The sequence below is a fragment of the Myxococcus sp. NMCA1 genome (assembly GCF_026810205.1).
Taxonomy (GTDB): domain Bacteria; phylum Myxococcota; class Myxococcia; order Myxococcales; family Myxococcaceae; genus Myxococcus; species Myxococcus xanthus_A.
The window spans coordinates 5,023,457-5,049,864 of sequence record NZ_CP113950.1 but is presented as its reverse complement, the minus strand read 5'-3'; the positions used below and the strand labels follow the sequence as shown (position 1 = coordinate 5,049,864).

Below are 26,408 nucleotides of genomic sequence, written 5' to 3'. Positions count from 1 at the left end.
TTCGCCCGGCGAAAAGGACGACGCGCCGGGCTCAGCGGGAGCGCTTCGCCAGCGCCTTCTCGTAGGCGGCCTGCAGCTCGCCGGATACCGAGCGCGCCGGCCGCGGCGCGCCGAGATGCAGGTGGCGCAGCTCCTCCATGAAGGCGTTCCAAAGCGGCGCGCCGCCCTGTTCCAGCAGCTCCGCGCGTACGGACAGCTCCTTGCTTGGGCGCGTATGCCGGCGGCCCCATGCGCCCATGTGCGCGAGGAGTGGCACGAGCTGGATGGCCGCTTCCGTCAGGCTGTAGATGACCTTCTGTCGGTGGGTGGGATCCGCGCGTCGCGTCAGCAGGCCGGACGCCGTCAGGCGCTTCAGCCGGTCCGCGAGGATGTTCGAGGCGATGCGTTCCTCGCTCTGCGCGAGCAGCTCGCCGTAGCTGCGCCTGTTTCCGAACATGACGTCGCGGATGACGACCAGGCTCCAACGGTCGCCGAGCTGTTCGAGCGTCAGGTTGATCGGGCAGCCGGATCGCCCTGTCTGCGCCATGGCCATTCTCTCCAGGCTACTCCTTGCGATGTGCAAGTGGTAGGGATAGGGTTTCGACTGCTTGCGATATGCAAGTGGTCTGCGACAGGAGCCCTCCGATGTCACTCGTGCTCTACGGTCATCCCTTTTCTTCGTACACGCAGAAGGTCCTCATCGCGTTGTACGAGAACGGCACGCCCTTCGAGTTCCGCTGTATCGGGCCGGAAACACCTCAGCATTCGGCCGAGTGGTCGCGGCGCTGGCCGCTGCGCAAGTTCCCGCTGCTGGTGGATGGCGAGCGCGACATCGCCGAGACCAGCATCATCATCGAGTACCTGCAGCTCGCACATCCCGGGCCCGTGCGCCTGTTGCCCGCGGAACCGATGGCCGCGCTCGCCGTGCGCTTTCTCGATCGCTTCTTCGACCTGCACGTCATGAACGCGGCGCAGCACGCGGTCGACGGTGCGCTGACGGGTGATTCGGTGAAGCGCCAGGAAGGACTGGCCCTGGCAGTGAAGAAGCTGGAGGTCGCCTACGCCTGGCTCGAAGGGCAGCTCGCAGGCAGGACCTGGGCCGCCGCTGGAGAGGACTTCACGCTGGCGGACTGCGCGGCCGCGCCCTCGCTGTTCTACGCGGACTGGACGCACCAGATCTCCGATGCGTTTCCCGTGCTGCGCGCCTACCGCACGCGGTTGCTTGCGCGCCCGTCCTTCGCCCGCGCGGTGAATGAGGCGCGGCAATTCCGGCCGCTCTTTCCCCTGGGCGCGCCGGACCGGGACTGAAGCCCGGCGCGCGACTGCGCGTTGTCTGGCGAGCACCCGCTACGTCCACGGCAAGCGGTCCGCGGGCTCGTTTGTCGCCGGCCTGGCGCCCCGACCGGCGCCTAGAAGCTGACGCCTTCCTTCGACGGCGCGGGCACCTGCAGCGGCAGCTTCAGCGCCCCCGTGCCGTCGCCGTAGAAGGAGTGGTAGAGGAACAGGTCCGCCACTACCTGCTTTACGTAGCCGCGCGTCTCCTTGAAGGGGATGGTCTCCACGAAGAGGTCCAGTGGCAGTGAGCCTCGCTCCTGGACCCACTTCGCCGCCGAGCCTGGGCCCGCGTTGTACGCGGCCGCCGCGAGCACCGGGTGTCCAAAGCGATCCATCAGCCGGGACAGATACCAGGCGCCATAGCGGATGTTCCGCTCGGGGGAGAAGAGGTCCGCGGGCGCGGGGACGGGCTCCGTCAGCTTCTCCGCGATGGCGTTCGCCGTCTTGGGGATGATCTGCATCAGCCCTCGCGCATCGGCGATGCTCATCACCTCCGGCCGGAAGGCGCTCTCCCGCCGCATGATGGCCCACACCAGGTAGGGGTCCACTTGGTGCTGCGTCGCCGCGCCCTCCACCGCGGTGGCGAAGGCGCGAGGATAGAAGGGCGCCAGGGCCTCCGGAGCGCGCGCGCCGAAGGCCCGTCCCCAGAGGTGGCGCGCCGCCACCGCGTAGGCGTGGCCGTACTCGCCCAGTCCCAGCAGCGCGTGCGCGAAGGGCAGGGCCTGGTCCGCCGAGCGCAGCCGCGCCGCGTGGGCTTCGACCTCGTCCGCCGCGTCACGGAACAGCCCCGCGCGCGTCAGCTCCACCGCCAGCTCCAGCTCGGGAGGGCGGGGCAGCTTCAGCACCTGCGGCGGCTGAGGGAAGTGCGCGGGCGTCTTCAGGCTCAGCGCCTTGAGCCGCTCGTTGGCCATCAGCGCATAGAAGGACGCGGGCGCCGAGGTGATGACGGCCTCATACGCGGGGCCCAGCGTGTCTGCCTTCGCCCCTTCCAGCTCGCGGCTGCGCGCCATCCAGTAGCGCGCCTGCGGCCCCATGCTGCTCTTGGGATAGGCGGCCAGGAACGCATCCAGCGTGGCGCGCGCCTTCGCGTACTCCTCCTGACGGAGGTGGGCCAGCGCGCGGAACCACATGCCCTCGTCGCGCCGACGTGAGCGCGGATAACGCGTTTCGAAAGCCGTGAAGGCCTGCACCGCGTCCGCGAAGCGCCCGGCCTGCAAATCCAACCATCCCGCGAAGAAGGCGCCTTCATCACCCGCGGGCTGCGAGGGGTACTTCTTGTCCAGGGCCGCCATCAGCGTTCGGGCCTTGGCGTTGTCGTCGGACCGGAGCGCGCGCCGCGCCACCAGCAGGTCTGCCTGCGCGGCCACGGCGGCGGGCCCCTTGCGCGCCAGCGCGAGCGCCTTCTCCGCATCCTCCGTCCGCCCCAGCGCGATCCAGGCCTTCGCGCGCAGCAGTGCCACTTGGGCCGCCTGCGCCTTGTCGAGCTTCTCCTGGTCCAGCGTCGCGAGCTCGTCGAGTCCGCGCTTCGTCGCGCCCGCGTCCAGGAAGCGGTCCGCGCGCGTGGTGCGCTCGGTGTAGCCCAGCTTCACGGGGGGCGTGCTGCCCTCCGTCAGCCACGCCATGGCCTCGTCGCCGTAGGGGTGGGTGGGGAAGCGCAACGCCACCGTCATCATGTCGGCGCGTTGTCCGGCGCGGTTTCCGGAGCCGCCGCGCGCCAAGGCACGCTGATAGAGCAGCTCCACGGTGGGCGACGCCTTGGCCGCGGCCTCCAGCACCTGGGCCGCGTCCTGGGGCTTGCCTGCCTTGAGCAGTGACTCACCCAGGCGCGCACGGGCGCGGGCCGCGAGTTCCACGGGTGCCTTGGATTCCAGTACTCGCGCGAAGTCGTCCGCCGCGCCCGCGGCGTCCCCGGCGTAGAAGCGGGCTTGGCCCAGGTAGAAGGCGTGGTACGGCGCCAGCAGTGGAGGGGCGGGCCAGGCAGCCAGCAGCTCCCTTGCCTCGCCGGCCTGGCCGTCAGAGAGGGCGAGCGTCCCCGCGAGCAGCGCCAGCCGCCCCGCGTCGTCGCACTTCTTCGCGGCGCAGGCCGTCAGCTCCGCGCGCGCCAGGGCGGCCGCATCCGGCTTGTGGAGGCGGACGGCCTCCAGCGCCGTGGGGGATTGTCCCAGCGACATCCCCGCAACCACCCCCGCAACCCACCCACTCCAACTCATGTGGTCTTCCTTTCACGACGCGGCTTTGCGGCCTGCCAACGAGACGCACACACCGATCATTCCCCTTGCCCTGGAGGGAGGGTGGTTTGACAGCGGGCGCGACAAGTCCTAGATCCGCGCGGCGTCGGGCCAGTCCTGACTGTTCAGCACCAGATGTCATTCGCTGAAAGCGTCCAGGCGATTACGCGCACTTGGGTAGGAACAGCCGACCCATTGCGTCACCGGGAGTGAATCACTACCTTGCGCCGCCGCTCAGCGCCACTCCGGTCCGTCGTTGCATGGCGGGTCCAGTCGTTGTCGTCAGGTAGCACTGCTCGTTCACAGCGCTCGGGGGGGAAACAGTTCAGAGGGAGGGCTTCATGAAGCCGTGTCCAGCCGATCTGCCACAAACCATCAACCCCGAAGCCGGGCCGAAGCGAGCCGGCGTCGAGACCCACCGCAACCTCAACTGTCATCAGTATGACAACTGCCTGGATGAAGCCGTCCGGCGAGGTTGGCAGTCGTTCACCTGCATGAAGTGTCCGATGTATCAGCAGGTGGCGCCGCCGCAGATGGGGCTCGAGGCCTACGCCACGCAGCGCCGGCCTGTCTGAACGGGGCTCATGGCGTTGACGCCCCTGGCCACACACACCGGGGGCACCACCACGCACGGCGTCTCCGTGCGGGGCGTCAGGGGACGGCCGCGTAGATGACGGCCACCCAGTATTGATTCGTACCGAAGCGGCGGGAGTCTCCCCGCACCACGCCTACGCCCACGCGGTTGTTCGTGGCGTCGGCCATGCTGCGGGACTCCGGAATCGCCGTGGGGTCCGACACCACGAAGAAGTCCACGGACGCCGTTCCCGCGTCGGGCAGCAGCTCGAAGACGCGGTCGTGCACCGGGGCTTCACCGGGCTGGGCCGAGGGCTGGTCCAGCTCCAGCGCGCGCTTGGCGTGGGCGTGTGCCAGTGTTTCAAGCGCGGCGTTGCGCGACAGGGGCGGCAGCTTGCGGGTCGCTCGCAGCCGGCTCAGGGCGTCGTAGGCCTCCTGCCGCGGGTTCGCCAGCTCCGGCGACGCGGGCGGGGCGACGGTGAAGACCTCCGTGAGGATGGCCTCCTTGCGCCCGTTCACCGTGTGGAACGCCACGCCCACGCCCATGAAGCGAAAGCCCGGATCCAGCACGTTACGGCGGTGGCCAGGGCTGTGCTCGATGCCGAAGTGGGCCGCCAACGGCCCCGGGGCCAGGCCCAGGTTCTCTCCCGCGCGCACGTAGCGTGCGCCCGCCGGCAGGCGCTTCGTCAGCGTGGAGCCGTCCGGAGCGATGTGGGCGAAGAAGCCCTCCTTCGACATGCGCGCGCTGTAGTCCTGGGCCACCTGTTCCAGCGCGGCGTCGGGGGACAGTTCGGGCAACGCGTGGGCGCGCCGGAGGGCGTTGATGCGCTCGTAGACGGCCCGGCGGGCGTCCTCCAGCGTGGTGGGCTCGGCGGTGTCCTCACTGGCGGCGTGCTTGCGGGGTTCACCCTGGTCCACCAAGAAGAGCGCCGCCACCTCCGGCCCGCCGTCCGCGCGTCCCACCACCTCCACGGTGTACGTACCCGGCGTGGCGAAGGCGAGCCGGCTGCAGAAGCCGCCCCCCGCACCCCGGTTCTGGACGGGCATGAGGCTCACCCCGCCGTTCGGCTGGGTGACGTACACCTCTGCCCGCCGCAGCGGTGGGACCAGGACGCCGCAGAGCGTCATGGCCGAGCGCTTGCCGTTGGCGATGAGGCGCGGGAAGTCCTGGAGCTCCGCCTTGCGGTCCACCAGCAGCAGGACGAGCGCCGCGCGCTCGCCGAGGACGGACACGCCCACGCCGAAGTGCGAGGTGCGCTCGCTGTTGAAGTCGTCGCGGTCGAGGAAAGTCTCGATGACGTGCCGTGGCACCCACGCCCGGATGACCAGCGCGCGCGGGGAGGGGTCCGCCGCGCCCGCGTCACTGACGGCGGAGGTGAGGGTGAAGAGGCCCGGCGCGCCGGTGGTGTATTCGGTGAGGGCCTCGTGTGCCAGCCGCCGCGCGGCGGTGGTCAGCTTCGGGTCCTCCACCGGGACGCGCCGTCCCACGCGCTCGAATTCGCGGCTCACGTGCTGGGCGGCGCTGCGTTCCATTCCGGCCGATGTCGGCGGTGCGGCGGCCAGGAAGGCGCTGAGCGCCAGCAGGGCCATCATCGTCGCGCCACCTGGAACGTGAAGGAGAGGGCCTTCACCGTGCCTGGGCCGAGCCGCGCGTTGAGCTGCTCGCACAGCGAGGCCGCTTCGGACTCCAGCGACTGGGCCCACTGGGCGCCCGTCACCGCCACCACCAGGGTGGTTCCGTGCAGGGCCTGGGGGGTGGTGTGGCGTGCGAGGTGCGGACCGACCACCGCCGCCCACACGGGCGCCAACGCGTGGCCCTTGCCGGACTCTCCCGCCAGCCGTGCCAGGACGCGGGGAAGGAGACTTTCCAGGGACTTGGGTTCACTCCGGGCCATCAGGGGGGCGATCATCGATCCGTTAACCCCGAAAGCCAACCATCACGTGCGGAGGGGGGGCGCACGGCGGGCGGACGGGCTATGATGGGGCTCGAAGTGCGGCGGCCGGCGCCGCGTACCGTCGCGCAGCGCGCGTCCTGGCTGTAAGGTCGCGGACGGTCCCCCCGGAGCCGCATCCGTATGAGTCACACCCCCCGCCCCCTCGTGCTGGCTTGCCTGGCCTGTGTCCTGCTGTGCCTGAGCGGCTGCGGCGACATGGACATGGGGCCTGACATCCCCGCGGGTCCGTTCCCACAGGGGACGTACTGCTCCGTCGATCAGGACTGCCCGGACCCCTCGCTCTTCTTCTGTGACTCGGCCACCTCGCGCTGCGAGCCCGCCTGCCTGACGCGCGAGGATTGCGGCGTGGCGCGGCGGGGCACTCATGCACTGGCCGCGTGTGACGAGGTAGGCGGCGCCGGCTGCCAATGCGACATGAACCGGTGCGTGCCCGTGGTCTGTGCCACCGACACGGACTGTGACTCAGGCACGGTGTGCCGAGACGGAGCGTGTGGCTCGCCGCCGTCCGAATCCCGTGCGGCCGCGTGCGAGGTGACGCCGGACGTCGTCGTGGGCACCCCGGGCATGACGGTGGACTTCCGCGTGTGGGTGCGCGAATCGACGGGCGCTCCGTTGGTGCTGCGCGATGGCGTGGCGTGGGAGGTGCTGTCTGCCTCCGTGGTCGGAGGCGGGGACGGCCACCAGGCCTCTGTCGTGCTGGGCGAGCCCGCCTCGGAGCATCTGGCGCTGGCGGCCCGAGTGGGCAACATCTCCTGCCATGCGCGCGTCACCGTGCTGCCCGCCGAAGTGGCCCCAGGTGGGGTGCGCGTGCTGGTGGTGGATGCGCTGACCGGGCGCCCGGTGCCGCTGGCCGTCGTCGCGGTGTCCGACAATGACGGCGGCGTGGGAGCGACCATGGTGACGAACGCCGACGGAGCCGCCTGGGTGCCCGCGGAAGGTGAGGTGGCGCTCTCCGCCTTCCACCCCGACTACGGCTACCTGACGCTGGCGCGCCACGACGCGAGCCAGTTCCGCGACGTGCGGATGGCCCTGCGTCGCAACCCCTTGGACCGCTTCGGCGGCGTGAAGGGCCCATTCCCCACGTTGACGGAGACCTTCTCGACGGCGGTCTCGCTGCGCGTGGGGCTGATGGGCTTGTCCGTGCCGGGGCTCCCCTCCGACCTGGCTCCCGAGTCCTTCCTGGGCCCGGAGCACGAGGTGGCGCTCCCCTTGGGCACGGGCCAGGACCGTCTGTCGCTGCCGTCGGGCAGCGCACTGTGGTTGACGGGCAGCACCGCGCCAGACGTCGCGGCCCCGGGCGTGGCGGGTGTGTGTGACGGCTCGCTACCGGGTGTGCTGGATGCGGAGCTGGCCATTCGCACGGGCGCGTGTGGGACGCGGACGGCCTGGGCGCTGACGGGCGCGCTCCCCCTGAAGGAACTCCCCCTCAACCTCATGGCGCCGGGGACGGATCCGCTGCTGCAACTGGGGCAGCTGTTGCCCGGCTCGACGCGCTTCTTCTCGGCGCTGTCACGTGACGCCCGCTTCACCCTGGCGCCCACGCCCGGCATCCTCACCGGCGAGCCGGACACCCGTGCGGCGGAGTACGCGCAGGCGCTGCCTTTCGAGCGGGACACGCCGGGTGTGCGGCTGTCGTTCCCCTTCGCCGTGCGTGTGCCGCCGCTGCCTCAGTACCGGGGTTCGCACCTGGCCCGCGCCTATGTGCTGGCCACCGTGGCGGTCCCCGGCCGGGGCATGGTTCCGCTGGGGCTGGGCGCAGCGGCCAACGTGGCGCCGGCCGATCCGAACACGGACGCCGATGCGCGGTTGGGCCGGCCCGGGCTGGTGCCCGTGCGCATGGCGCCCACGCACCGGGGCCTGGAGGGACTGCCGTACCGGCTGGTGGTGTCGGCCACGTCAGGTGACCAGTCCGAGGACGGCACGGTGGCGACCAGCACGCTCGTGGCGAACCTGCCCAGGCCGGAGTTCGACCCGGACGGCGTGCAGCCCGTGGACGCGGGGCTGAGCTTCCTCTCCCTCCCGGAATCCGTTCGCTACAACTTCGATGGGAACGCCCACGGCGAGCTCGTCGGCCGCGAGTTCCAGGCCCAGGTGGACGGACGGGCCAGCGTGGTGCGCGCCGAGTTCACCAACCGCGCCGGCCGCCGCTGGACGGTGCTGATGGACCCGGACGATACGGACGACGGCGTCGTCGTTCCCCGGCCGCCGCTGGGGTTCGAGGACCGCACCCTCGACGGCTTGCTGCAGGAAACGCGGGCGAAGCTCCAGGTGGAGGCGCTGCGCGTGCGGGGCCTGGACCGGCGCGTGGGGCAGGGCCCGTCCCGCCTGGCGGCCGCGGAGGGCCTGGGCGCGGAGCGGCTCGCGGACCTGACGGATGCCGTCGCCACGCTGAGTCTGGGCCGGCCGGAGGTGACGTGGCGCCATCCGGAAGCGGACGGGCAGCGGCTGGCCCGAGGCAGCGCGGTGCGGGTGAGCGTCTCCGGCTTCCGGCTGGGCACGGGTTCCGGGGGCGAAGGTCAGGTGCGCGTCAGCCTGCGGGGCGGCTCGGGCTGCAATGACCAGGTGCTGTTCGCCTCCGCCCCCGTTGCACCGGGACGCGGCGAGGTGGAGCTTCAGCTCCCGGCGAGGTGCTCGGGGCTGGGGGTGTCGCTGGTGGCCACCCTGGTGGACCTGAAGGGTGACCCCCTGCGTCCGCTCGTCACCGCGACCCGGCAGGTCGACATTCCCTGAGGCCCGAGTGCGGGAACACCCACCTGCGTTCTCGTGCACTGACTCGCTTTCTTGATTTGCCGGGTGGTAGCGTTGTTGTCCCGGGAGGCATGGTGCAGAAGGAGACGGTCGTCACGGTCATCTCGAAGATCTCCGACCGGCCGGTCAACCTCGACGCGGCGCTGGTGGTGATCTACGGCTTGGACCTGGGGCGCAAGTTCGACCTCACGTCCGAGGAGACGCTCATTGGGCGCTCGTCCAAGGCGGACATCCAGATCGACCAGGAGTCGGTCAGCCGCAACCACGCGAGCATCACCAATTCGCGAGAGGGCGTGCGCATCCGCGACCTGGGCTCCACCAACGGCACGTTCATCAACGACGAGCTGGCGGAGGGTGTGCGTGAGCTGCGCAACGGCGACCTGGTGAAGATTGGCCGCACCATCTTCAAGTACATCGCCGGTGGCAACATCGAGGCCGCGTATCACGACGAAATCTACCGGCTGACCACGATGGACGGCCTCACGCAGATCTACAACCGGCGCTACTTCGACGAGCAGCTGGACCGGGAGATTTCGCGGAGCCGCCGCTACGAGCGGATGCTGTCGCTGGTGCTGCTGGACATCGACCACTTCAAGGCCGTGAACGACAAGTACGGGCACCTGGCGGGGGACTCGGTGCTCAAGCAGCTCGCATCCACGGTGCGCACGAAAATCCGCCGTGAGGACGTGTTCGCGCGTTACGGCGGCGAGGAGTTCGCCATCCTGCTGCCGGAGGTGTCGCTGTCCGGCACGCGTCAGCTCGCAGAAAAGGTGCGCCGACTGGTGGAGAAGCAACGCTTCGAGTTCGACCGGCAGGTGATTCCCGTCACGGTGTCGGTGGGCCTCGCGGTGCTGGAGCCGCACCACCGCGAGTCGGGTGAGCTGGTGCGCGACGCCGACGAGAAGCTCTTCGATGCGAAGACGTCCGGCCGCAACCGCGTGGTGGGCTGAGTCTCCAGCCCACCTCGTGCCTGTCCAGGCGCTGCCGCTTCAGCCCGCGAAGACGGAGCGGCGCTCGCGCAGCAGCGACTGGAGCATGCTCTGGATGGCCTCACGGGTGCGCTCGGTGAGGCGCTGGACTTCGCCCAGGTCGTCCGCCGCCTCGGGCGCGAGGTCCTCGACGCCAATGGGTTCGCCGAAACGGATGCTCCACTTGGCCGGCAGGGGCAGGGGGCCCAGCGGCGTGAGGGGTACGTAGGGCAGTCCCAGGAAGGAGGCGGGGATGCGGCCCAGCAGCGGCGACGTCTCCTCCGCGCCCACGATGGCCACCGGGACGATGGGCGCGCCGGTGCGCAGCGCCAGCTTCACGAAGCCGCCGCGGCCGAAGCGCTTCAGCCGGTAACGCTCACCGAAGGGCTTGCTGAGGGCCTGGTAGCCTTCGGGGAAGACGACCAGCGGACGATGCTCGTCCAGGAGCCGCAGCGCGTTCTCCGGGCAGGCCCGCACGGCGCCGAGTCGGTTGAAGAGGGTGCCCACCATCGGCGCGTGGAAGACCTGGTCCTCCACCAGCCAGCGGGGCTCGCGCAGGTCCGGGCGCTCACGCGCGAGGGCCATGGACATGACGAGCCCGTCGTAGGGCAGGGCGCCCGAATGGTTGGCCACCAGGATGGCCGCGCCCGGCGGCACGTGGTCCACGCCCTGCACGGACACGCGCCAGTACTGCGAATAGAGGAACTCGAGCACGGGCTCCAGCCGCTCGACGAGCGATGGGTCCTTGCCGTACGCGTCCAGGTTCGCGCCACCGCCCGTGCCCAGGCCGGCGCGGAGCATGTCCTTCAGACCGCCCATCGCGAGCATCGCCCGGGCCAGACTCTCGCTCGCCAGGGCCTGCCCAGCGATGTCACGCGCCAGGGACAGGGCCGCCACGGCGCGCTCCGCCAGGGGACGGATACCCTCGGGCTCACCCCGTCCGGACTCCGGAGAGAAGGACTCCCGATAGGACGACTCACCCGCGTTCGTGGCGGGCGGAGGCACCAGCGACAGCGGGCCCCTGCGGCCGGGAGGGAACTCGTCGCGCGTGGCATCCGGAAGCTCTACTTCCGGCTCCACCGCGGACGTGTCCGCCTCTTCCGTCACCACGACGCGGACCGACGTCTCCCGCTCCCACCGGGTGACGACCGGAGCATCCGGTGTGGCGTGGCGGGCGCGCACTTCGTCGATGGCGGCCCGCGCGGCGCTGTCCGCGACCTGCGCGGCCACGGCGGCGGCGAGCTCCTGCTCTTGTTCCGGAGACCGGGCAGCAGCGCACTGCTCCAGCGCTTCCTCCACCGCGGCTTCGGCCAGCTCGGTCGCAAACTCCGTGGCCATGAGCCGCTCGACCTCGGCGTCGGGGCCGGGCTCCGCGCCCAGCGCCGCGTCCACCGCGGCGGTGGCGGTGGCTTCGGCCACGTCGGCGGCCAGGGCTTCCGCCAAGGCAAGGTCCACGTCGCGCTGCTTCGACGTGGGGGCACCGGCATCGTTCACCGGGCCGGGGGCTCGTGAGTCCTGCGTAAGCGGCGTGGACACCGCGGGCTCGCGCAGGGGAAGCACGGCGTCGTCCGCGTCGTGGGCAGAAGTCTGGGGGGCCTGCGGCGGCGCGGGGACCCGCGTCCCCGATGCCTGCGCCGGAGGCCGGGCAGCCGCTGCGGCGCCCTTCTTGCCTCCCTTGGCCTTCCCGGACGTCTTCTTGCCCTCGTGCTTGCGCGACTTCGCGGCAGCCGCCTTGCCACCGGCCTTCGCGGACGCCGTCCCGTCCGTCTCCGGCTTCTTCGTCACCGTCTCCGCGGCGGCGGCCTTTTCCTCGCCACCCGGCGTGGAGCCCTCGGTGGGGCGCGACGCGGCGCCGCGCTTGAAGGGATCGTTCCCAAGGACGCCCTTGGCCATGACTAGCTCCTCTTCAGCGCCGCAGCGGCGTCTTTGACATGGTGGAGGGGGATGAAACCGAGTGCGGACTCGGCGCGCTCGCCGTCCGCGACCCATGAGTAATGGATGTAGTCGAGCAGGGCCACGGGCAACGTGCCCGCGCCCACGGCGTCCAACGTATGCAGGCCGGCCCGAAACAAGGGCCCTGGCAGAGGGAGCGGCCGCGCGCCCGCCTGCTGGATGAGGCCGGAGATTGGCATCACCCCTCGGCCCACGATGTTGAACTCTCCGGACGCGTCCGCGCGCAAGGCCAGGTGCAAGGCACGAGCGGCGTCGTCTTCGTGCAGCCCCTGCCAGAGCGGATCGAAGCCCATCAGCGTGGGCACCACTGGATTCTTCAAGAAGCGCGTGGCCGGGTTGTCCACCGAGGGCCCGAGCACCGGCGCGAAGCGCAGCACCAGCACGCGCATGTCCGGATGCCGCTCCCGGAAGGCGCGCACCTGGCCTTCCACCTCCACCTTGTCGGTGACGAAGCGGCTGTGCGGGCAACCCTGGAGCGCCGAGTCCTCGCGCAGCATTGCGGGGTTGTTTCCACGCGCGCCGTAGACAGCCGTCAAGGAGGGCACCACCAGCCGGGGCAGCCGCGAGCGGCCCGCCGCCGTCAGCACGTTCATGGTGCCGATGACTTCCAGCTCGTGCGCCAGGGAGCCGTTGCGGATGGGACCGAACAGGAACGCCAGGTGATAGAGCGCGTCCACGGGGCGCTCGGTGAGCGCGTCGGTGAGCTCGCTCTCGGCGTCGTACCGGGTGAGGTCCACGCGGTGGAACTCCACCTTGTCGCCCTCTGGCCGGACGACGTCGAGCACGAGGATGCTCTCCACGTCGGGATCCTGGTCCAGCCGAGACAGCAGGAGCCGCCCGTAGTCGCCGCTCGCGCCGGTCACCGCGATGCGCAGCCGCCCCTTGCCTGGTCGTGACACGTCCATACGCGGTGTCGGGTGTTAGCCCAGCGCCAGGGATTGTCAGCCGCGACTCATGTTGTGTTGCTGGACAACGTCGCCTGGGTGGCGGAGGGTGTCCGGCCGCCATGTCCCGGATTGCCCGTCTCAGCGACGTCCTCATCAACAAGATTGCCGCCGGCGAAGTGGTGGAGCGCCCCGCCTCCGTCGTGAAGGAGCTGGTGGAAAACGCCATTGACGCCGGTGCCAGCACGGTCCGCGTCGAGCTGGACGGCGGGGGCGTGGACCGCATCATCGTGTCGGATGACGGGCACGGCATGGGGCGCACGGACGCCGTGGCCTGCCTGGAGCGCCACGCCACCAGCAAGCTGCGCGAGCTGGACGACCTGTTCCACATCGACTCCATGGGGTTCCGGGGCGAGGCCATTCCCGCCATCGCATCCGTTTCCCGGTTCACACTTCACTCTGCGGCCGCGAACTCCGAGGTGGGCACGCGGGTGTCGGTGGAGGGTGGTGGGCCACCGCTGGTGGAGGACGCGCCGCCGCGGACGGGCACGGTCATCACCGTGGAGGACCTGTTCTTCAACGTGCCCGCGCGCCGCAAGTTCCTGCGCCGGGGCGACACGGAGCTGAAGCACTCGGAGGAGGCCGTGGTGCGCCTGGCCCTGGCGTACCCGGAGGTGGGCTTCTTCGCCTCGCACGAGGGCGGCACGCTCTTCTCCAGCGCGGCCTGCCCGGATGACCCGCGCGAGCGAATCGCCGCGGCGCTGGGCTCCACGTCGCATCCGCACCTGTTCCCCGTGGAGGAGCGCCGGCTGGGCGTGGCTGTCACGGGGTACGCCGCCTCGCCTGAGTTCACCTTCAACAACGCGCGCGGCCTCTACACCTTCGTCAACCGCCGCTACATCCGGGACCGCGGCCTCATTGGCACCATCCAGCGCGCGTACCAGGACTTCCTCGCCGCCGGGCGCCAGCCCGTGGTGGTGCTGCACATCGACGTGGACCCGCGCGCGGTGGACGTCAACGTGCACCCGCAGAAGCAGGAGGTCCGCTTCGCCGACGCCCGGGGTGTCCAGGAGGCGGTGACGGCCGCGCTCAGCCGCATGCTGCGCGCCGCGCCGTGGCTGGGCTCGGGCGTGGAGGGCGCCGCGTCCCAGGCCGGCCAGCCCATGGACGCCGCGCACTACGCGCACGCCGTGGAGCGCTTCCTCACCCGCGCCCAGGAAGCCGCGTGGGGCGGTCCGCTGCCCACCGCCATGGACGCGCCGGGTCCTGGTCCGGGGGGGCCGTCCCTGGGGCCACTGGGGCAGGGGGCTCGGCCGGGAGCGCTGCCCTTCGCCGCCGCGGTGGGGCAGGCCCCCGCGTTCGGTCAGGCGCAGCCGCAACTCAACGAGGCACCCCCGCCGGGCTACTTCGGCGCGTTGCGGCCCCTGGGCATGCTGGGCGGCCGCTTCCATGTCTGCGAGGGACCGGGTGGCACGCTGGTGGTGATGGATCCACACGCGGCGCTGGAGCGCGCGCGCCTGACGGGCTACCTGCGCGCGTTGGAGTCCGGCAAGCCGCCTCCCGCGCCCACGCTCTTCGGCACCACGCTGGAGTTGCCCGTCGCGGCGGCCAAGGCCCTGGTGGAGGGCAGGGATGCCCTGTCCCGCCTGGGCTTCGACGTGGAGCCGTTCGGTGGCACCACGGTGGCGTTGAAGACGGTGCCGCCGGGACTGGAGGGCGCGGACGCGCGCTCGCTGCTGGAGGCCCTGGCGCGGGCGCTTCCGCCGAAGAGCGCGACGCTGGACACGGTGTCGCTGGCGGAGGCGGTGCGGGTGATGGCGTGCCACGCCGCGAAGCAGGCTGGCGCCGTGCCGCTCTCCGACGCGCAGTTCCGCGCGCTGCTCGGGGAGTTGGACCGGGCCGACTTCCACCCCACGTGCAGCCACGGCACGGTGGTGGTGCTGGAGATGCCCTTGCTGGAGCTGGAGCGGCGCGCCCGCTGAGTGCCCCGAAAATTGACGGGGGGGGACCCCCTGTTACCGTGCGCCACACGCCTGTAGCACCCAGGCCAACCTCCGCAGCGCACAGGAGCGGGCACATGCACGGTGTGATCACCCTGCGGGACGTGGTGGCGAATCTCGGCGTGGTGCTGCGCGAGTTCGGCGCCGGATGCGTGGTGCGCTGCTTCGTCGCATCGCTGCGCCGCCGGCGGACCACCTTCCTGGAAATCGCGCTGAGCCCCAAGCGCCCCTGACGCCAAAGCCGCCATTGATGCTCCGTCGCCTTCTTCCGCTCGCACTGCTGCTTTCCGCTCCCGCCGCCGCTCAGGACTTCGGTTACGGCGACGAGGACGTGTCCACCTCGCTGGATGGGGTGGGCCGCATCACCATCCAGGGCGGTTGGCGCATCACGCCCAACAAGACGCTCTACGACGGCTGGTACTCGCGGCAAGCCAACCAGGGGCTGCCGCGTGCCCGGGAAGTGGCGGGCGGGCCCACGGTGGTGGCGTCCTTCGCCTACGCCATCTCCGACCTGCTGGAGGTGGGCATCGACCTGTTCGGCACGCAGAGTCGCCTGTACCTCAACGAGCCGGGCGTCGACGGCGGGCCGCCGCAGGCCCGGCAGGTGGACGTGCTGGGCTACGGGGCGCTCATCGGCCTGCGCTTCCAGACGGTGATTCCGCAGCTGGGGCCCCATGGGCTCGTGCCCTTCGCGGGCTTGCTGACGGGGCCCACGCTCGCCTCGTCGGAGCGCAAGGGGGAGGAGCTCCAGGAAATGACCACCCAGACGTGGATGGGCAACGTGGGCGCCACGTTGCGCCTGACGCCGCGTTGGGGCATCACCGCCGACTACCGGCTCGCGTTCCTCCGGGGTCCGGTGGGGCCGTCCACGGCGCGCGTCGGTTCGTTCAGCCTGGGCGGGAGCTGGCTCTCGCTGGGCGTGACGTACAGCTTTCCAGCAGAGCCATCACGGCCGCTCCCTGGGAGCCTGTAAGTCCGGAGGGGAAGCAGGCGGGCCGGGCGCTGTCGCCCTTCTTCTGGGAAATGCATTGGCTAAGCAGCGCTGTTCCGCTGCGGAAAATATCGCCGCATGACCGGGAGAACTCCTTACGATGCGTGAATCGGCCGAGATGATTTCCGGGCCTAGGAAGATGTCCATGCCAGACCAGCCGAAAACGGATGTGGAAAAGGAGCTCACGGATCTGCGCCGTGAGATCGTCGAGGCACGCAACCTCGTCATCAAGAGCGACAACCTGCTCAAGAACCTCCATGCGGAGGTGAAGGCGGTTGGCAAACGCCACGAAGATTTCCAGAAGCGCCAGTGGATGTCGTCCGCGGTGGCCTACGTGCTGTTCGCGGTCATCTCCGTGGGCGCCGCGCTGATGATCACCAGCGCGCGCAGCTCCAGCGCCACCAACGAAAAGGAGCGCCTGGAGAAGACGGTCGCCGACCTCACCGGCCAACTGGAGAAGCAGCGCGCGGACACCGCGGCGCACCAGTCGGTCCAGCAGGAGGCGAACAAGGTCTACAAGATGATGACCAGCCTGCCCGGTGACGAGCGCCTCAAGGGCATCGACGCGCTGGTGAAGCTGGACACGTCGCGGCTGAGCAACCTGGAGCGCCAGGCCCTCAATGACCGCGCCGCCGTGCTGCGCCGGGAGACGGGCGACGCCGCGTTCGAACAGGGCAAGATCGCCTTCCGCAAGAACGAGATGGACAGCGTCATCTCCAACATGGAGCGGTTCCTGGCCATGAACCCGCCGCAGGACCAGGCGCTGGACGCGTCCTTCTTCCTGGGCACGGCCTACAACAACACCCGCAACCACGAGAAGGCGGTGCCGCTGCTCGCCCGCTTCGTGGACGGCGACCGCAAGTCGAAGACGCGCGACTACGCCATGCTGTTGCTGGCGCACTCCTACCAGGAGGTCGGCCAGTACGATAAGGCGCTGGAAATCGCCCGTGACGCGGCCGGCGCCTACCTCAACAGCCCATACCAGTCGCAGTTCCGGGGCCGCATCGCCACGGTGAAGCGCCTGATGAACCCGGAGAGCGCGGCGCCCGCGGCTCCGGCCCAGGCGACGAGCCAGCCCGGCCAGTAGCCGCCCGTGGGGCCCGGGGCCCCACCCACCGGACGGTGGACACACGGAAGCGTTGCCACACGGGGTCCACGGTCATAAGACGTGGGCCCCGTGTCCGCTCCCGACCCCCGGAAAGATCCCCGCTATCGCCGCTTTCGTGGTGCCGCGTATGGGATTTACATCCTCCTCACCACGCTGTTCTCGTTGTGGCTCATCTGGAGTGTCGGCCGCTCTGTCTCGGCCATGACGCCGGAGAAGCTGCCTCCCGCCCCCGTCGCGCTCACGTTCCGCGAGTGCCTGGATGGCGCGCGGACCCTGTGGACGGAGCTGGAGAGCGGGCGCGAGAAGCTGGTGAACGTGTCTCCCGCCAAGAGCGTCGACCAGGAATGGATGCGCTTCCGCACCGCGTGGCTGCAGAAGCTCCGCGTGCGTGAGTCCGAATGCGCGCTCGATTCGCGGGAGCGCGCCCCTCTGCGCGAGGTGTTTCGCCGCCTGGTGCGCGTGCAGGACCTCTACGCCATCCACGCGGTGCAGTACGCGGGAGAGGTCGGCGGCGCGGTGGATGCGCTGCACGACGCCTTGAACGCCGCGGGCCGCAACCCCGGCGCCGGCCGGCTGCCCTGAGTCAGCGCACCGGCAGCAGGGCGGTGTAGCGCCCCAGGTGGTCCGACACCGTCTGCGACAGCAGCACAGGCGACGGGCGTCCTCCCAGGTCCGCCACCCGGTAGAAGCGCACGGAGGCGTAGGGCGAGGGCGCTCCAGCCTCCGTCACCATGCCCCGCACCGTGCGGCCGCGCTGGAGCGGGAAGGTGGCCAGCACCTGATCGGACGCGTCGTCGCCGGGGAGCACGGTGATGACGCGGCTGACGCGGGGCAGGTTCTCCGTGGGGATGAAGTCCACGCGGTAGATGCCCGGATCCAACCCCAGACGGAAGGCGCCCGTGTCGTCCGTGGTGCCCAGGGACTCACTGCCCGCCGGCGGACGCGGCCAGCCCGGCACTTGTCCCACCGGATCCGCCAGCACTCGCACGCCCAGCGCCGGGGAGGTGTTGTCCGTCTGGAGAATCGTCCCCCGGATGATGCGCCGGTCCGGACACACGACGTCCGGTAGCACCGCGCCGGTGCGAGGCACCTCCACCGACTGCACCGTCAGGCCCGCGGTGGAGCCTGACGGCGGCACCACCACCAGCGACAGGTTGCCGCCCGGCCCCGACGGGAGCGTCTCCACCGTGAATCGGCCCTCCGCGTCGGTGGCGCCCAGGGGCCCCTGGTACGTGCCGCCGCCTCCCACGGGTCCGCGCAGGGACACGGAGGCCTGGACCACGGGCCGGCCGTCCCGTCCCAGGATGCGGCCGGACACCTGGACCGGCTCGCCATAGTCACCCAGCTCCAACGGCGCGGTGAGCGGCTCGCGGGGATCCACGGTGAACGTCTTTTGCGGCACCCACACGTCGCCTGTCGCCGTCACGCGCACCAGGAGGCTGGTGCGCTGCGAGGCCTCCAGCGGCAGGGCCAGGGAGAAGGCGCCCGAGCCGCGCACCACCGGCACGCGCTGGGACAGGGGCGTCAGGTCCGCGTCCAGCGCCTGGACCTGCAGCGCGGCGTCCACGGGCTGCGCGCCCTGGCGCACCACCCGGCCTTCCAGCCGGGCCACCTGGGTGGGGGAGGGCAGCACCAGTTGCAGGGGCACGGCGCCGCCGGGCGACACGGTGGTTTCGCCTCGCACCGGTGGCAGCCCCAGGTCCTCCGGCTCCAACGTCACCGTGTACGTCCCGGTCCCCACGGGCAGCACCCAGGCGCCGTTGAGCGGGACCAGGTCGGCCGTGAAGAGGCGCGCCACACCCGGCAGCAGCGCGCTCTCCCCTCGGGCGGTGAGGTGGAGCGGCTCGTTGTAGGGGCGCGGGGCGCTGCCGATGGGGGTCGTGGCGCGCACGGTGCTGCCCTGGACGGTGGCGGGCCCGAACAGCGCCAGGTTCAGCTCCGGCCGGATGGCGGCTACCTGGAAGTCCTGCGCGTGCAGGCCGTCATGGGGGTTGGGCGTCACCTCCACCACGATGTCCCGGCCCGGGTCGCCGCAGCCGTCCGGGAAGCACACCTCGTTGACGGCACAGTCGCTGTCCGCGCGGCACACCAGCTGGCTGGGGTCGGGCGCTTCCTCCAGCAGCACGCAGCCGGCGCTGGGCAGGCCTGACAGCAGGACCGTCCACGCAAGTCGCCGCACCCGCCGCTGGCGCCTCACCGGCAGTCTCCCTGGACGGTGTTGACCACCCACGAATAGGTGACGACGAAGCCCGGGTTGTCGATGGTGGTGCCGTCCGGCAACTGCACCGGCCGGGGCCGCACCACGCGGTCCACCAGCTCCGCGTCGCTCACCAGCGCCTCCACCAGGTGGGGGCCGGGCGTGCTCAGCGGGTTGTTGGCGGACGCGAGGCTGATGAGCAGCGTGCCCCGGTCCGAGCGCCGGGGCTCGCGGGTGCTGGCCAGCTCATACTGGCGGTAGGGGCCGCGCGGGTCCTGTGGGTTGTAGTCCACGTACCAGTGCACGACGATGCGGTCGTCCACGTCCGGGTCCTCGACGGCCACCTCGAAAGCGAGGTCGCAGCCGTCGGCGCCGAAGTCCGGGATGAAGCGCTGCTGGGGGGCCACCAGGCTGTCGATGATGCGCGGCGGCCGGTTCATGAACTCCGGCACGGAGTCCAGCAACGTGTCGTCCTGGGGGATGAGGCAGCCGGACGCGGCGCAGCCCGCGGCCATCAGCAGCCACAGCTCTCGTCTCCAGGAGTATCGCCGCGTCGTGGCTTCCATCATCCCCGGACGGGCCGCTCCCCTAGAGCAGCTCGTCTCCCTCCTCGGGCGGCAGGGGCCGCCCTGACTTCTCCGCTTCCAGCTTCTCCAGATGCCGGAAGATGGTGCGCGGGTCCACTCCCAGGTCCTTGGCCGTCTTGGTGCGGTTGCCGTTGTTCCGGGCGAGCACCTCGTTGATGTAACGCTTCTGGAACTCTTCCTTGGCCTGGAGCAGCGGCATGATGGGCTCCAGGTTCTCCGGCTTCAGGTCCAGGTCATCTGGCCCCAGGAGCGGCTTGTCCGCGAGCACCACCGCCTTCTTGAGCCGGTTCTCCAACTCGCGGATGTTGCCCGGCCAGCCGTACTTGCGCATGGACACGGTGGCGGAGGGGGTGAAGCCGCGGGCCTTGGAGCTGAACTCGCGGGCGTACTTCTGGAGGAAGAAGCGGCCCAGCACCACCACGTCCTCGCCGCGCTCGCGCAGGGGCGGCAGCTTCAGCGTGACTACGTTGAGGCGGTAGTAGAGGTCCTCGCGGAAGGTGTTCTTCTTCACCTCGTCCTCGAGCACCTTGTTGGTGGCCGCCACCACGCGGATGTCCACCGCCTCGCCGCGGTTGTCGCCGACCTTGTAGACGACCTTCTCCTGGAGCGCGCGCAACAGCTTCACCTGGAGCTGCAGCGGCATCTCCCCGATTTCGTCCAGGAAGAGCGTGCCGCCAATGGCCGCCTGGAACTTGCCGGCCTTGGTGGCCACCGCGCCGGTGAAGGCGCCCTTCACGTGGCCGAACAGCTCGCTCTCCAGCAGGTTCTCCGGAATCGCGCCGCAGTTGATGGTGATGAAGGGGCCCTTCGCGCGCGGCGAGCGGCGGTGGATTTCCCGCGCGATGAGTTCCTTGCCGGTGCCCGTCTCGCCGGTGATGAGCACGGAGATGTCCGTGGGCGCGATCTTGTCGATGCGCTTGTACACGTCCCGCATGCCCTGGCACGCGCCGACGATGTCGCCATAGCGCTGGTCCTCCAGCTTGCGGCGCAGCTCGGTGTTGTCGAGCTTGAGGTCGCTCACCAGCATCGCGTTCTGGAGGATGAGCGACGCCTGTGCCGCGAAGATGGTGAGCATGTCCGCGCTCTTGGGCTCGAACCGGTTCACCAGCCGGTCATTGCCCACGTAGAGGACACCGAAGAGGTCGCCCTTCTGCATCAGCGGCACGCACATGACGGAGTGGACGCGCAGGTTCACCACCGACTCGCTCTTGTTGAACTCCGGCGAGTCCAGCGCGTCCGCGACGATGAGCGCCTTCTGCTCCTTCACCACCTTGGCGATGATGGAGTCGGAGATCTTGTCCTTCTCCACCGCGTCCTCGATGTTCTCCCGGGACACGTTGCGCGCCACCTTCACGCGCGGCTCCCCGTTCTCCATCAGGATGAGGAAGCCCTTGTCGGCGCGCGTCACCTCGATGGCCTCGTCCATCAGGCCCTCCAGGAGGCGCTCCAGGTCGTAGAGCCCCAGCAGCCGCTCGCTGAACGCGGTGAGCCGGCGCAGCAGCAGCAGCTCGCGGCCGGGGACGCCGGGCAGCTCCGAGGTGTGCGAGTCGGGATTGGACGTGTGCACCAGCTCGCGCGGAGGGGACGCGGGTGGAGGCGGGGCACGGGGAGCGTCCTCCCGGGCGAAGAGCAGCTCGGTGTGGCCCACGCGGACCACGTCGCCGGTGGAGAGCGCATGGGCGTCGCGCTTCTTTCCGTTGACGTGGAAGGTGGCGCCCAGGCTGCCCACCTCGTAGCGCGTGCCGTCGAAGGTGACGTGCAGGGCGCTGGAGGGCACGGAGGTGTCCTCCAGCGGGATGTCGTTGTCCGGGCCCCGGCCAATGCTGGTGAGGCGCTTGTGCAGGGAGACCGCGCGGACCTTGCCATCGGGGGTGCGGACGGTGAGGCTGGCCATGGCTTCACGTACCTGGAGGGAGTCTCCGTCAGAAGGAGAGGGTGAGACCGGCGCCGAGTCCGCCGGGGGTCGGGTAGATGCCCACGCGCGTGTACGTCTTCGGTGCCGTCGCGCGGGCGGAAGTGGAGCGGGGGGACAGCTCCGCGGGTTGTTCGGCGCGAGGCTCCACCGTGCTGCGGACCACCTGGTCCTCGTGGTGGAACAGCGCGTCCACCACGCCCACGGCGTAGACGGCGTAGAAGCCCGCGGCCGACGACAGCTTGAGCAACTGCCACGCGTCGCGCTGCCTGGCCCGGCTGGTGGGGATGTAGCGCACGGTGACGGAGGCCCGGCCGTCCGGGTCCAGCACGTTGTCCAAATCGATGGTGCGCTCTTCGAAGAGCCCTTCGTAGGCGAAGAAGGAGATGATGCTCGTCACCGCCAGCACACCTTCGGTGGCGGCGAAGACGATGCCCAGACTGGTGCGGCCCTGCTGGAACTGGCCGGCGCCGAAGGGGACGAAGTTGACCAGGAAGTTGCGCTTCTCCACCGTGCGCACCGTCACCTGGGACGCCAGCTCCTCGGCGCGGCGGCGCTGCACCTCGGCTTCCAGGCGCTCGCGCTCGCGGCGCTCGGCCTCCGCCTTCTCGCGCTCCTGACGCAGCCGCCGCTCCTGGCGCAGGAAGTCCAGCTCCGTGTCCATGTCCTCCTTGAGCGTGTCGAAGAAGGCCACCGCGGGCGGCGGGACGACGAAGGGGTCCAGGCTGAAGTCCGGATCCAACCGGAGCAGGGCGCGCAGGTGACGGCGGGCGTCGTCGGTGCGGCCCAGGTTGAAGGCCGCCAGGCCCGCGAGCTTGTGAAGCTCCGCCAGGTCGTCCTCGTCCAGGCCGCCCCGGTCGATGCGCGAGGCCGCGCGGTCCATCACCTCCGCGTACTTGCCGTACTCGAAGCTGGCGCGCAGCGCGGCGACCTCCGGGTCACCGGCGTCCTGGGCGAGCGTGGCGCCCGGAGCGAGCAGCATCAGCGCCGTGAGCAAGAGCGGGAGGCAGCGGCTCATTCTGGGCGGAGGCTCCCGCGCAGGGTGGTGGGTTCGCCCGGCCGCAGATGCACCACCCGGCGCTCCGACACGTAACCCGGGTGGGAGACCTCCACCACCACGGTGTGCTGGAAGCCCGCGGGGCCTCGCGGGGAGCGGACCTCGAAGGGCGTCTTCACGCTGTCCTCCGCGGAGCGGAGCTCGTCGCCCACGCGGACCAGCGCGCCCGCGGGCTCGAAGTCGACCGACAGGCGGGATGCCTTGGGCTGGGCGCGCAGGTGGAAGACGTTGTCGCCTTCCGGCTGCACGTCGATGGTGTCCACCACGTCCTCGCAGTAGTCGCACGAGATGGTGACGGTGTGCCGGCCCGGCGTCACCTCCACGTCATGCTTCTGGAGCGGCTGTGCGCTGGCCGCTCCGTCATCCACGCGGATGCTGCCATAGGGGCGCACCAGGATGGACACCGGCAGCTTGCGCACCAGCGGCTTGCGCGGTGCCTCCTCGTCCTCACCCGAGGGGCGCGTGCTCATTCCGCGCACGGTGCCGCCCACGGCCGGCGTGCCGTCCGTCCGCGGTGCCAGGCCTCCCGGTGTCGTCGTGCCCTTGACCACGCGCGGAGCCGGTCCCGCCGGGCGGGGCGGCTGCGACGTGCCAGGGCCGGGACGCCCGGCGTTCTCCTTCGGGGCCGGGGTGGTGTCGGGAGGCGCGACGGTGGCGAGCGGCTCGGAAGGCGGGGCCAGAGGCAGCGTGGCCGCGACCTGTCCGGGCGTGGTGGCGTCGGGCGGGGTGGTGGCTTCGGCGTCGTTCGCGTGGCGCGCCTGCCAGCCGCCCAGGCCCAGCACCGCGGCGGCGGCCACGCCCACGCCCAGACGCAGCCCCCGGCGGCGCCACGTCTTGATGCGCTGGGCGCGCTGGATGCCCTTGAGGAGCGCCAGCGCCCGCGCGTTGGTGGCGTCCAGCGCCAGCACCTGGTTGAGACTGGACAGGGCGCGCGGGGTGCGCTTCTCCGCGAGCTGCCGCTCGCTGCGCTCCAGCAGGGTGGCGACGATGCGCTGACGGGCCAGCTTTCGGTACGATGGCGGGTCCGCGAAGTACGACACCAGCTCCTCGCCCACGCGGGCGAAGCCCAGGCCGGCCAGGTAGTCCGCCAGGGCGTCCCGCAGCCGGGCCGCGTCGGGGTAGCGCCGCTCCGGGTCGCGCTGGAGGCAGATGGCGCAGATGTCCGCCAGCTCGTCCGACAGCGCGGGCACGCGCCGGCGCGCGTCCTCGTAGTCCCCGTCCAGGATGCGCTTGAGCGTGGCGGTGGTGTTGGGCGCGCTGAAGGGCAGCCGTCCCGTCATCGCCGCGTAGAACATGATGCCCACGCTGAAGACGTCCGCCGTGGGGCCCGCCTCCAGGCCTTCGATGATCTCCGGGGCCATGTGGGCCGGCGAGCCCACCAGCGTGCCGGTGACGGTCATCCGCTCCTCGATGTCCATCAGCCGCGCGATGCCGAAGTCCATGAGCTTGAGGACGCCGTCCTCGCGCACCATGACGTTCTCGGGCTTGAGGTCGCGGTGGATGACGCCGGCCTCGTGCGCGTGCGCCAGCGCCGCGGCCAGCTCGTGGATGACCATGGCCGCCAGCTCCGGCGGGTCCATGGGTCCCTCGTCCATGAACGCCTTCAGCGTCTGGCCGCGGATGTACTCGGTGACGATGAACGCGTCCTGGGCGTCCGCGGCGGAGAAGTCGAAGACCTCCAGGATGTTGGGGTGGTGCAGCTTGGCCACCGCGCGGGCCTCGCGGGCCAGCCGCCGGCGGGACTCGTCCTTGCCGGCCAGGTGCGGGTGCAGCACCTTCACCGCGACTTCACGGTCCAGGGCGGTGTCGAGCCCCTTGTACACGACGCTCATGCCCCCCGAGCCCAGTTGCTCGAGGATGCGGTAGCGACCGATATGGCGGCCGACGAGCGTCGTCATGGCGAGTTGGCGGTCCCCTCAGTCCCCGAAGCTGATGCCCATGCTCTTGGTGAAGCGCACCAGCTCGCCCGCCGGATCCACCCGGCGCTCCTTGCGCGACTCGCTCAAGGGTACCGCGATGATTTCGCCCGCGCGCAGGGCCACCATGTGGTCCCACTGGCCCGCGCTCACCAGGTCCAGCACCTTGCAGCCGTAGCGAGTGGCCAGTACCCGGTCCGCCGCGCTGGGGCTGCCCCCGCGCTGGAGGTGGCCCAGCACCGTGACGCGAATCTCCGCTTCGATGTGTCGGGCCAGCAGGTCCGCCAGCACCTTCCCCGAGCCGCCGAGCCGCACCACGCCCCGGCCGGGGATGGCCTCCGCCGAGTCCAGCACGGCCAGCTCGCCGCCCTGGGGGAACGCGCCTTCGGAGATGGCGATGATGGAGAAGCTGCGACGGCGGGTGGCGCGGCGGCGGATCTTCTCCACCACGGCCTCCACGCTGTACGGAATCTCCGGAATCAGGATGACGTCCGCGCCCCCGGCGATGCCGCTCTCCAGGGTGAGGAAGCCGGCGTGGCGGCCCATGATCTCCACCACCATCACCCGGTCATGGGCCTCGGCGGTGGAGTGCAGGCGGTCGAGCGCCTCGGTGACGATGAGCCGCGCGGTGTCGAAGCCGAACGTCTGATCCGTCCCGGACAGGTCGTTGTCGATGGTCTTCGGACAACCCACGACCTTGAGCCCCTTCTCCACGAGCCGGTGGGCGATGGACAGCGTCCCGTCACCGCCCACGGCGATGAGCCCGTCCAGGCCCAGCTCCTCGCAGCGGCGCAGGACCTGGTCGGACACGTCCCGCTCCACCCAGTGCCCGTCCTCACGGGTCGCGTAGCTGAAGGGGTTTGCCTTGTTGGACGTGCCCAGGATGGTGCCGCCCTTGGGGAGGATGCCGCGGGTGTCCTCCTCGGTGAGCGGGTGGGCGAGCCCTGGCTCCACCAGGCCCATGTAGCCGTTCTCGATGCCCACGAACTCGTAGGCGAATTCGTGCGTGCCCCGCTTCACGAGGCCACGAATGAGTGCGTTGAGGCCGGGGCAGTCGCCGCCGCCGGTCAGGACTCCAAGTCTCATGGGACGGGGCATACAGGTCGGACGCGGGTGTCAGAGGGAGGGTGCTTCACCATGACAGAAACGTCGGACCTGATTGTAGGGGGGGGCCCCCGGGGGTGCAACGCACGAATCACCGGTCAGGGCAGATTCGCGAGTGGAAACGGGCCTTTTCCTCAGTCCCGCTTCATGCGGCGGCGCGAGGCCACGCGGTCCAGCAAGGCCTGGAGTCGAGGCTCCGGCTTGTCGGGGAGCGCCCTATCTGTCGGTGACTGTAGGGGCATGGCCTTCGCGAGGCCGTAGATCTCGATCAGCCGCTCCTTGAGCAGCTCGCTGTCCGGGCGTTCCTGGACCGCGCGCCGGTAGCAAGCGGCGGCGCCCGCATAGTCGCCCAGCGCGAAGAGGCGCTCGCCTTCCTGAACGGGGGAGGAGGGGCCCACGGGGAGGGGGATGCTGGCCTCGGCCCGGGCGGCTTCGAGCACCTCCAACTCCGCGGGTTGGAGCAGCTCGCGCGCGTTGGCGAGCTTGAGGACAAGCCCCTCGTCGGCTGGGAAGGCCCGCACGAGCGACTCGTACAGACCGAGCGCTTCGGTGAGCTCGCCGCGGCGCAGGGCGCGATCGGCACGTGACTCCATGTCGGCCCTGGCGGCGGGGTTCATCTCCCCGGCAGGTTACCCGCGCCGCGCGGGGATGTCACAACGAACACGCAGGGAGACGCCGCGACAAGGCTCGGATTCCGGGAGGCCACACGCTGTGTCGGGGTGGTCGGCACCCAGGTGTGGATTCCGGGAGGCTGGTGGCGTGCCGTCGAAAATCCTGGACCGCTCGCGGTTGCCTGAGCTCCGCGTGCGAGTTGGAATGCGAAGGACTGCGTGTGTCGCGACACCCGGAGTGTCACAGCGCCCGTGTACCTGTTTTGAATCAAGTCAGACGTGATTCATCCGCCACTTTCAGG

Annotated in this window: 22 protein-coding genes; 9 read left to right on the top strand and 13 right to left on the bottom strand. The window is 70.6% G+C overall.

What is annotated here, in order from left to right; translation table 11 throughout:
- Positions 1 to 31: 31 nt before the first annotated feature.
- The gene (locus OZ403_RS20850; RefSeq protein ID WP_140792326.1) at positions 32 to 532 is read right to left on the bottom strand and encodes a winged helix-turn-helix transcriptional regulator; all 501 of its coding nucleotides are present in this window, start codon (positions 530 to 532) and stop codon (positions 32 to 34) included.
- 92 nt (positions 533 to 624) lie between these two features.
- Here OZ403_RS20850 and OZ403_RS20845 point away from each other — a divergent pair, with 92 nt between their 5' ends.
- Positions 625 to 1,287: a glutathione S-transferase family protein gene (locus OZ403_RS20845; RefSeq protein ID WP_268781548.1), complete on the top strand. Its 663-nt coding sequence runs from the start codon at positions 625 to 627 to the stop codon at positions 1,285 to 1,287.
- 101 nt (positions 1,288 to 1,388) lie between these two features.
- On the opposite strand, the gene OZ403_RS20840 is transcribed toward OZ403_RS20845, so the two are convergent.
- A complete protein-coding gene (locus OZ403_RS20840; protein WP_140798639.1) occupies positions 1,389 to 3,524 on the bottom strand; it encodes a transglycosylase SLT domain-containing protein in 2,136 nt (711 codons plus the stop codon).
- Positions 3,525 to 3,883: 359 nt separating this feature from the next.
- On the opposite strand from OZ403_RS20840, the gene OZ403_RS20835 reads away from it, so the two are divergent.
- Complete coding sequence (locus OZ403_RS20835) at positions 3,884 to 4,117, top strand: hypothetical protein (protein ID WP_002636478.1); 234 nt, start codon at positions 3,884 to 3,886, stop codon at positions 4,115 to 4,117.
- Between the two features lie 76 nt (positions 4,118 to 4,193).
- Here the strand turns inward: OZ403_RS20835 and OZ403_RS20830 are convergent, their stop codons facing one another.
- Both OZ403_RS20830 and OZ403_RS20825 read right to left on the bottom strand, forming a co-directional pair.
- Entirely contained in the window at positions 4,194 to 5,708 is a 1,515-nt protein-coding gene (locus OZ403_RS20830; protein WP_268781547.1) for a CAP domain-containing protein, read from the bottom strand.
- The gene (locus OZ403_RS20825; protein WP_140792317.1) at positions 5,705 to 6,010 is read right to left on the bottom strand and encodes a DUF721 domain-containing protein; all 306 of its coding nucleotides are present in this window, start codon (positions 6,008 to 6,010) and stop codon (positions 5,705 to 5,707) included. Before OZ403_RS20825 ends, OZ403_RS20830 begins: the two co-directional genes overlap by 4 nt.
- Before the next feature lie 180 nt (positions 6,011 to 6,190).
- On the opposite strand from OZ403_RS20825, the gene OZ403_RS20820 reads away from it, so the two are divergent.
- Positions 6,191 to 8,800, top strand: a complete 2,610-nt coding sequence (locus OZ403_RS20820) for a carboxypeptidase-like regulatory domain-containing protein (protein WP_268781546.1) — start codon at positions 6,191 to 6,193, stop codon at positions 8,798 to 8,800.
- A 92-nt stretch (positions 8,801 to 8,892) separates the two neighbouring features.
- Positions 8,893 to 9,768: a GGDEF domain-containing protein gene (locus OZ403_RS20815; protein ID WP_140792313.1), complete on the top strand. Its 876-nt coding sequence runs from the start codon at positions 8,893 to 8,895 to the stop codon at positions 9,766 to 9,768.
- A 39-nt stretch (positions 9,769 to 9,807) separates the two neighbouring features.
- Here the strand turns inward: OZ403_RS20815 and OZ403_RS20810 are convergent, their stop codons facing one another.
- Positions 9,808 to 11,679 (bottom strand): lysophospholipid acyltransferase family protein, encoded by a 1,872-nt coding sequence (locus OZ403_RS20810; protein ID WP_268781545.1) that lies wholly within the window; start codon positions 11,677 to 11,679, stop codon positions 9,808 to 9,810.
- 2 nt (positions 11,680 to 11,681) lie between these two features.
- Positions 11,682 to 12,644, bottom strand: coding sequence for an SDR family oxidoreductase (locus tag OZ403_RS20805; protein WP_140792309.1), 963 nt, complete (start codon positions 12,642 to 12,644; stop codon positions 11,682 to 11,684).
- Between the two features lie 101 nt (positions 12,645 to 12,745).
- On the opposite strand from OZ403_RS20805, the gene mutL reads away from it, so the two are divergent.
- From mutL to OZ403_RS20780, 5 genes are all read left to right on the top strand, one after another.
- Positions 12,746 to 14,605, top strand: coding sequence for a DNA mismatch repair endonuclease MutL (gene mutL / locus OZ403_RS20800; protein ID WP_140855282.1), 1,860 nt, complete (start codon positions 12,746 to 12,748; stop codon positions 14,603 to 14,605).
- Positions 14,606 to 14,700: 95 nt separating this feature from the next.
- Entirely contained in the window at positions 14,701 to 14,856 is a 156-nt protein-coding gene (locus OZ403_RS20795) for a hypothetical protein (protein WP_163884409.1), read from the top strand.
- Positions 14,857 to 14,873: 17 nt separating this feature from the next.
- Positions 14,874 to 15,596: a hypothetical protein gene (locus tag OZ403_RS20790; RefSeq protein WP_174258845.1), complete on the top strand. Its 723-nt coding sequence runs from the start codon at positions 14,874 to 14,876 to the stop codon at positions 15,594 to 15,596.
- 118 nt (positions 15,597 to 15,714) lie between these two features.
- A complete protein-coding gene (locus tag OZ403_RS20785) occupies positions 15,715 to 16,701 on the top strand; it encodes a tetratricopeptide repeat protein (protein ID WP_140792303.1) in 987 nt (328 codons plus the stop codon).
- Positions 16,702 to 16,791: 90 nt separating this feature from the next.
- Positions 16,792 to 17,304 (top strand): hypothetical protein, encoded by a 513-nt coding sequence (locus OZ403_RS20780; RefSeq protein WP_174258844.1) that lies wholly within the window; start codon positions 16,792 to 16,794, stop codon positions 17,302 to 17,304.
- A 1-nt stretch (position 17,305) separates the two neighbouring features.
- Here the strand turns inward: OZ403_RS20780 and OZ403_RS20775 are convergent, their stop codons facing one another.
- The 7 genes from OZ403_RS20775 to OZ403_RS20745 form a co-directional block, all read right to left on the bottom strand.
- A complete protein-coding gene (locus OZ403_RS20775; protein ID WP_268781544.1) occupies positions 17,306 to 18,919 on the bottom strand; it encodes a carboxypeptidase regulatory-like domain-containing protein in 1,614 nt (537 codons plus the stop codon).
- A complete protein-coding gene (locus tag OZ403_RS20770; RefSeq protein ID WP_140792297.1) occupies positions 18,916 to 19,488 on the bottom strand; it encodes a hypothetical protein in 573 nt (190 codons plus the stop codon). Before OZ403_RS20770 ends, OZ403_RS20775 begins: the two co-directional genes overlap by 4 nt.
- 19 nt (positions 19,489 to 19,507) lie before the next feature.
- On the bottom strand, positions 19,508 to 21,400 hold the full coding sequence (locus tag OZ403_RS20765; protein ID WP_268781543.1) for a sigma 54-interacting transcriptional regulator: 1,893 nt from the start codon (positions 21,398 to 21,400) through the stop codon (positions 19,508 to 19,510).
- A 28-nt stretch (positions 21,401 to 21,428) separates the two neighbouring features.
- Positions 21,429 to 22,436: a hypothetical protein gene (locus OZ403_RS20760; protein ID WP_140792293.1), complete on the bottom strand. Its 1,008-nt coding sequence runs from the start codon at positions 22,434 to 22,436 to the stop codon at positions 21,429 to 21,431.
- Positions 22,433 to 24,373 (bottom strand): serine/threonine-protein kinase, encoded by a 1,941-nt coding sequence (locus tag OZ403_RS20755; protein ID WP_140798632.1) that lies wholly within the window; start codon positions 24,371 to 24,373, stop codon positions 22,433 to 22,435. The genes OZ403_RS20760 and OZ403_RS20755 overlap by 4 nt, the downstream gene beginning before the upstream one ends.
- 18 nt (positions 24,374 to 24,391) lie before the next feature.
- Entirely contained in the window at positions 24,392 to 25,477 is a 1,086-nt protein-coding gene (locus OZ403_RS20750; protein WP_174258843.1) for a 6-phosphofructokinase, read from the bottom strand.
- A gap of 152 nt (positions 25,478 to 25,629) precedes the next feature.
- Positions 25,630 to 26,112, bottom strand: a complete 483-nt coding sequence (locus OZ403_RS20745) for a tetratricopeptide repeat protein (protein WP_268781542.1) — start codon at positions 26,110 to 26,112, stop codon at positions 25,630 to 25,632.
- Between the last annotated feature and the right edge of the window lie 296 nt (positions 26,113 to 26,408).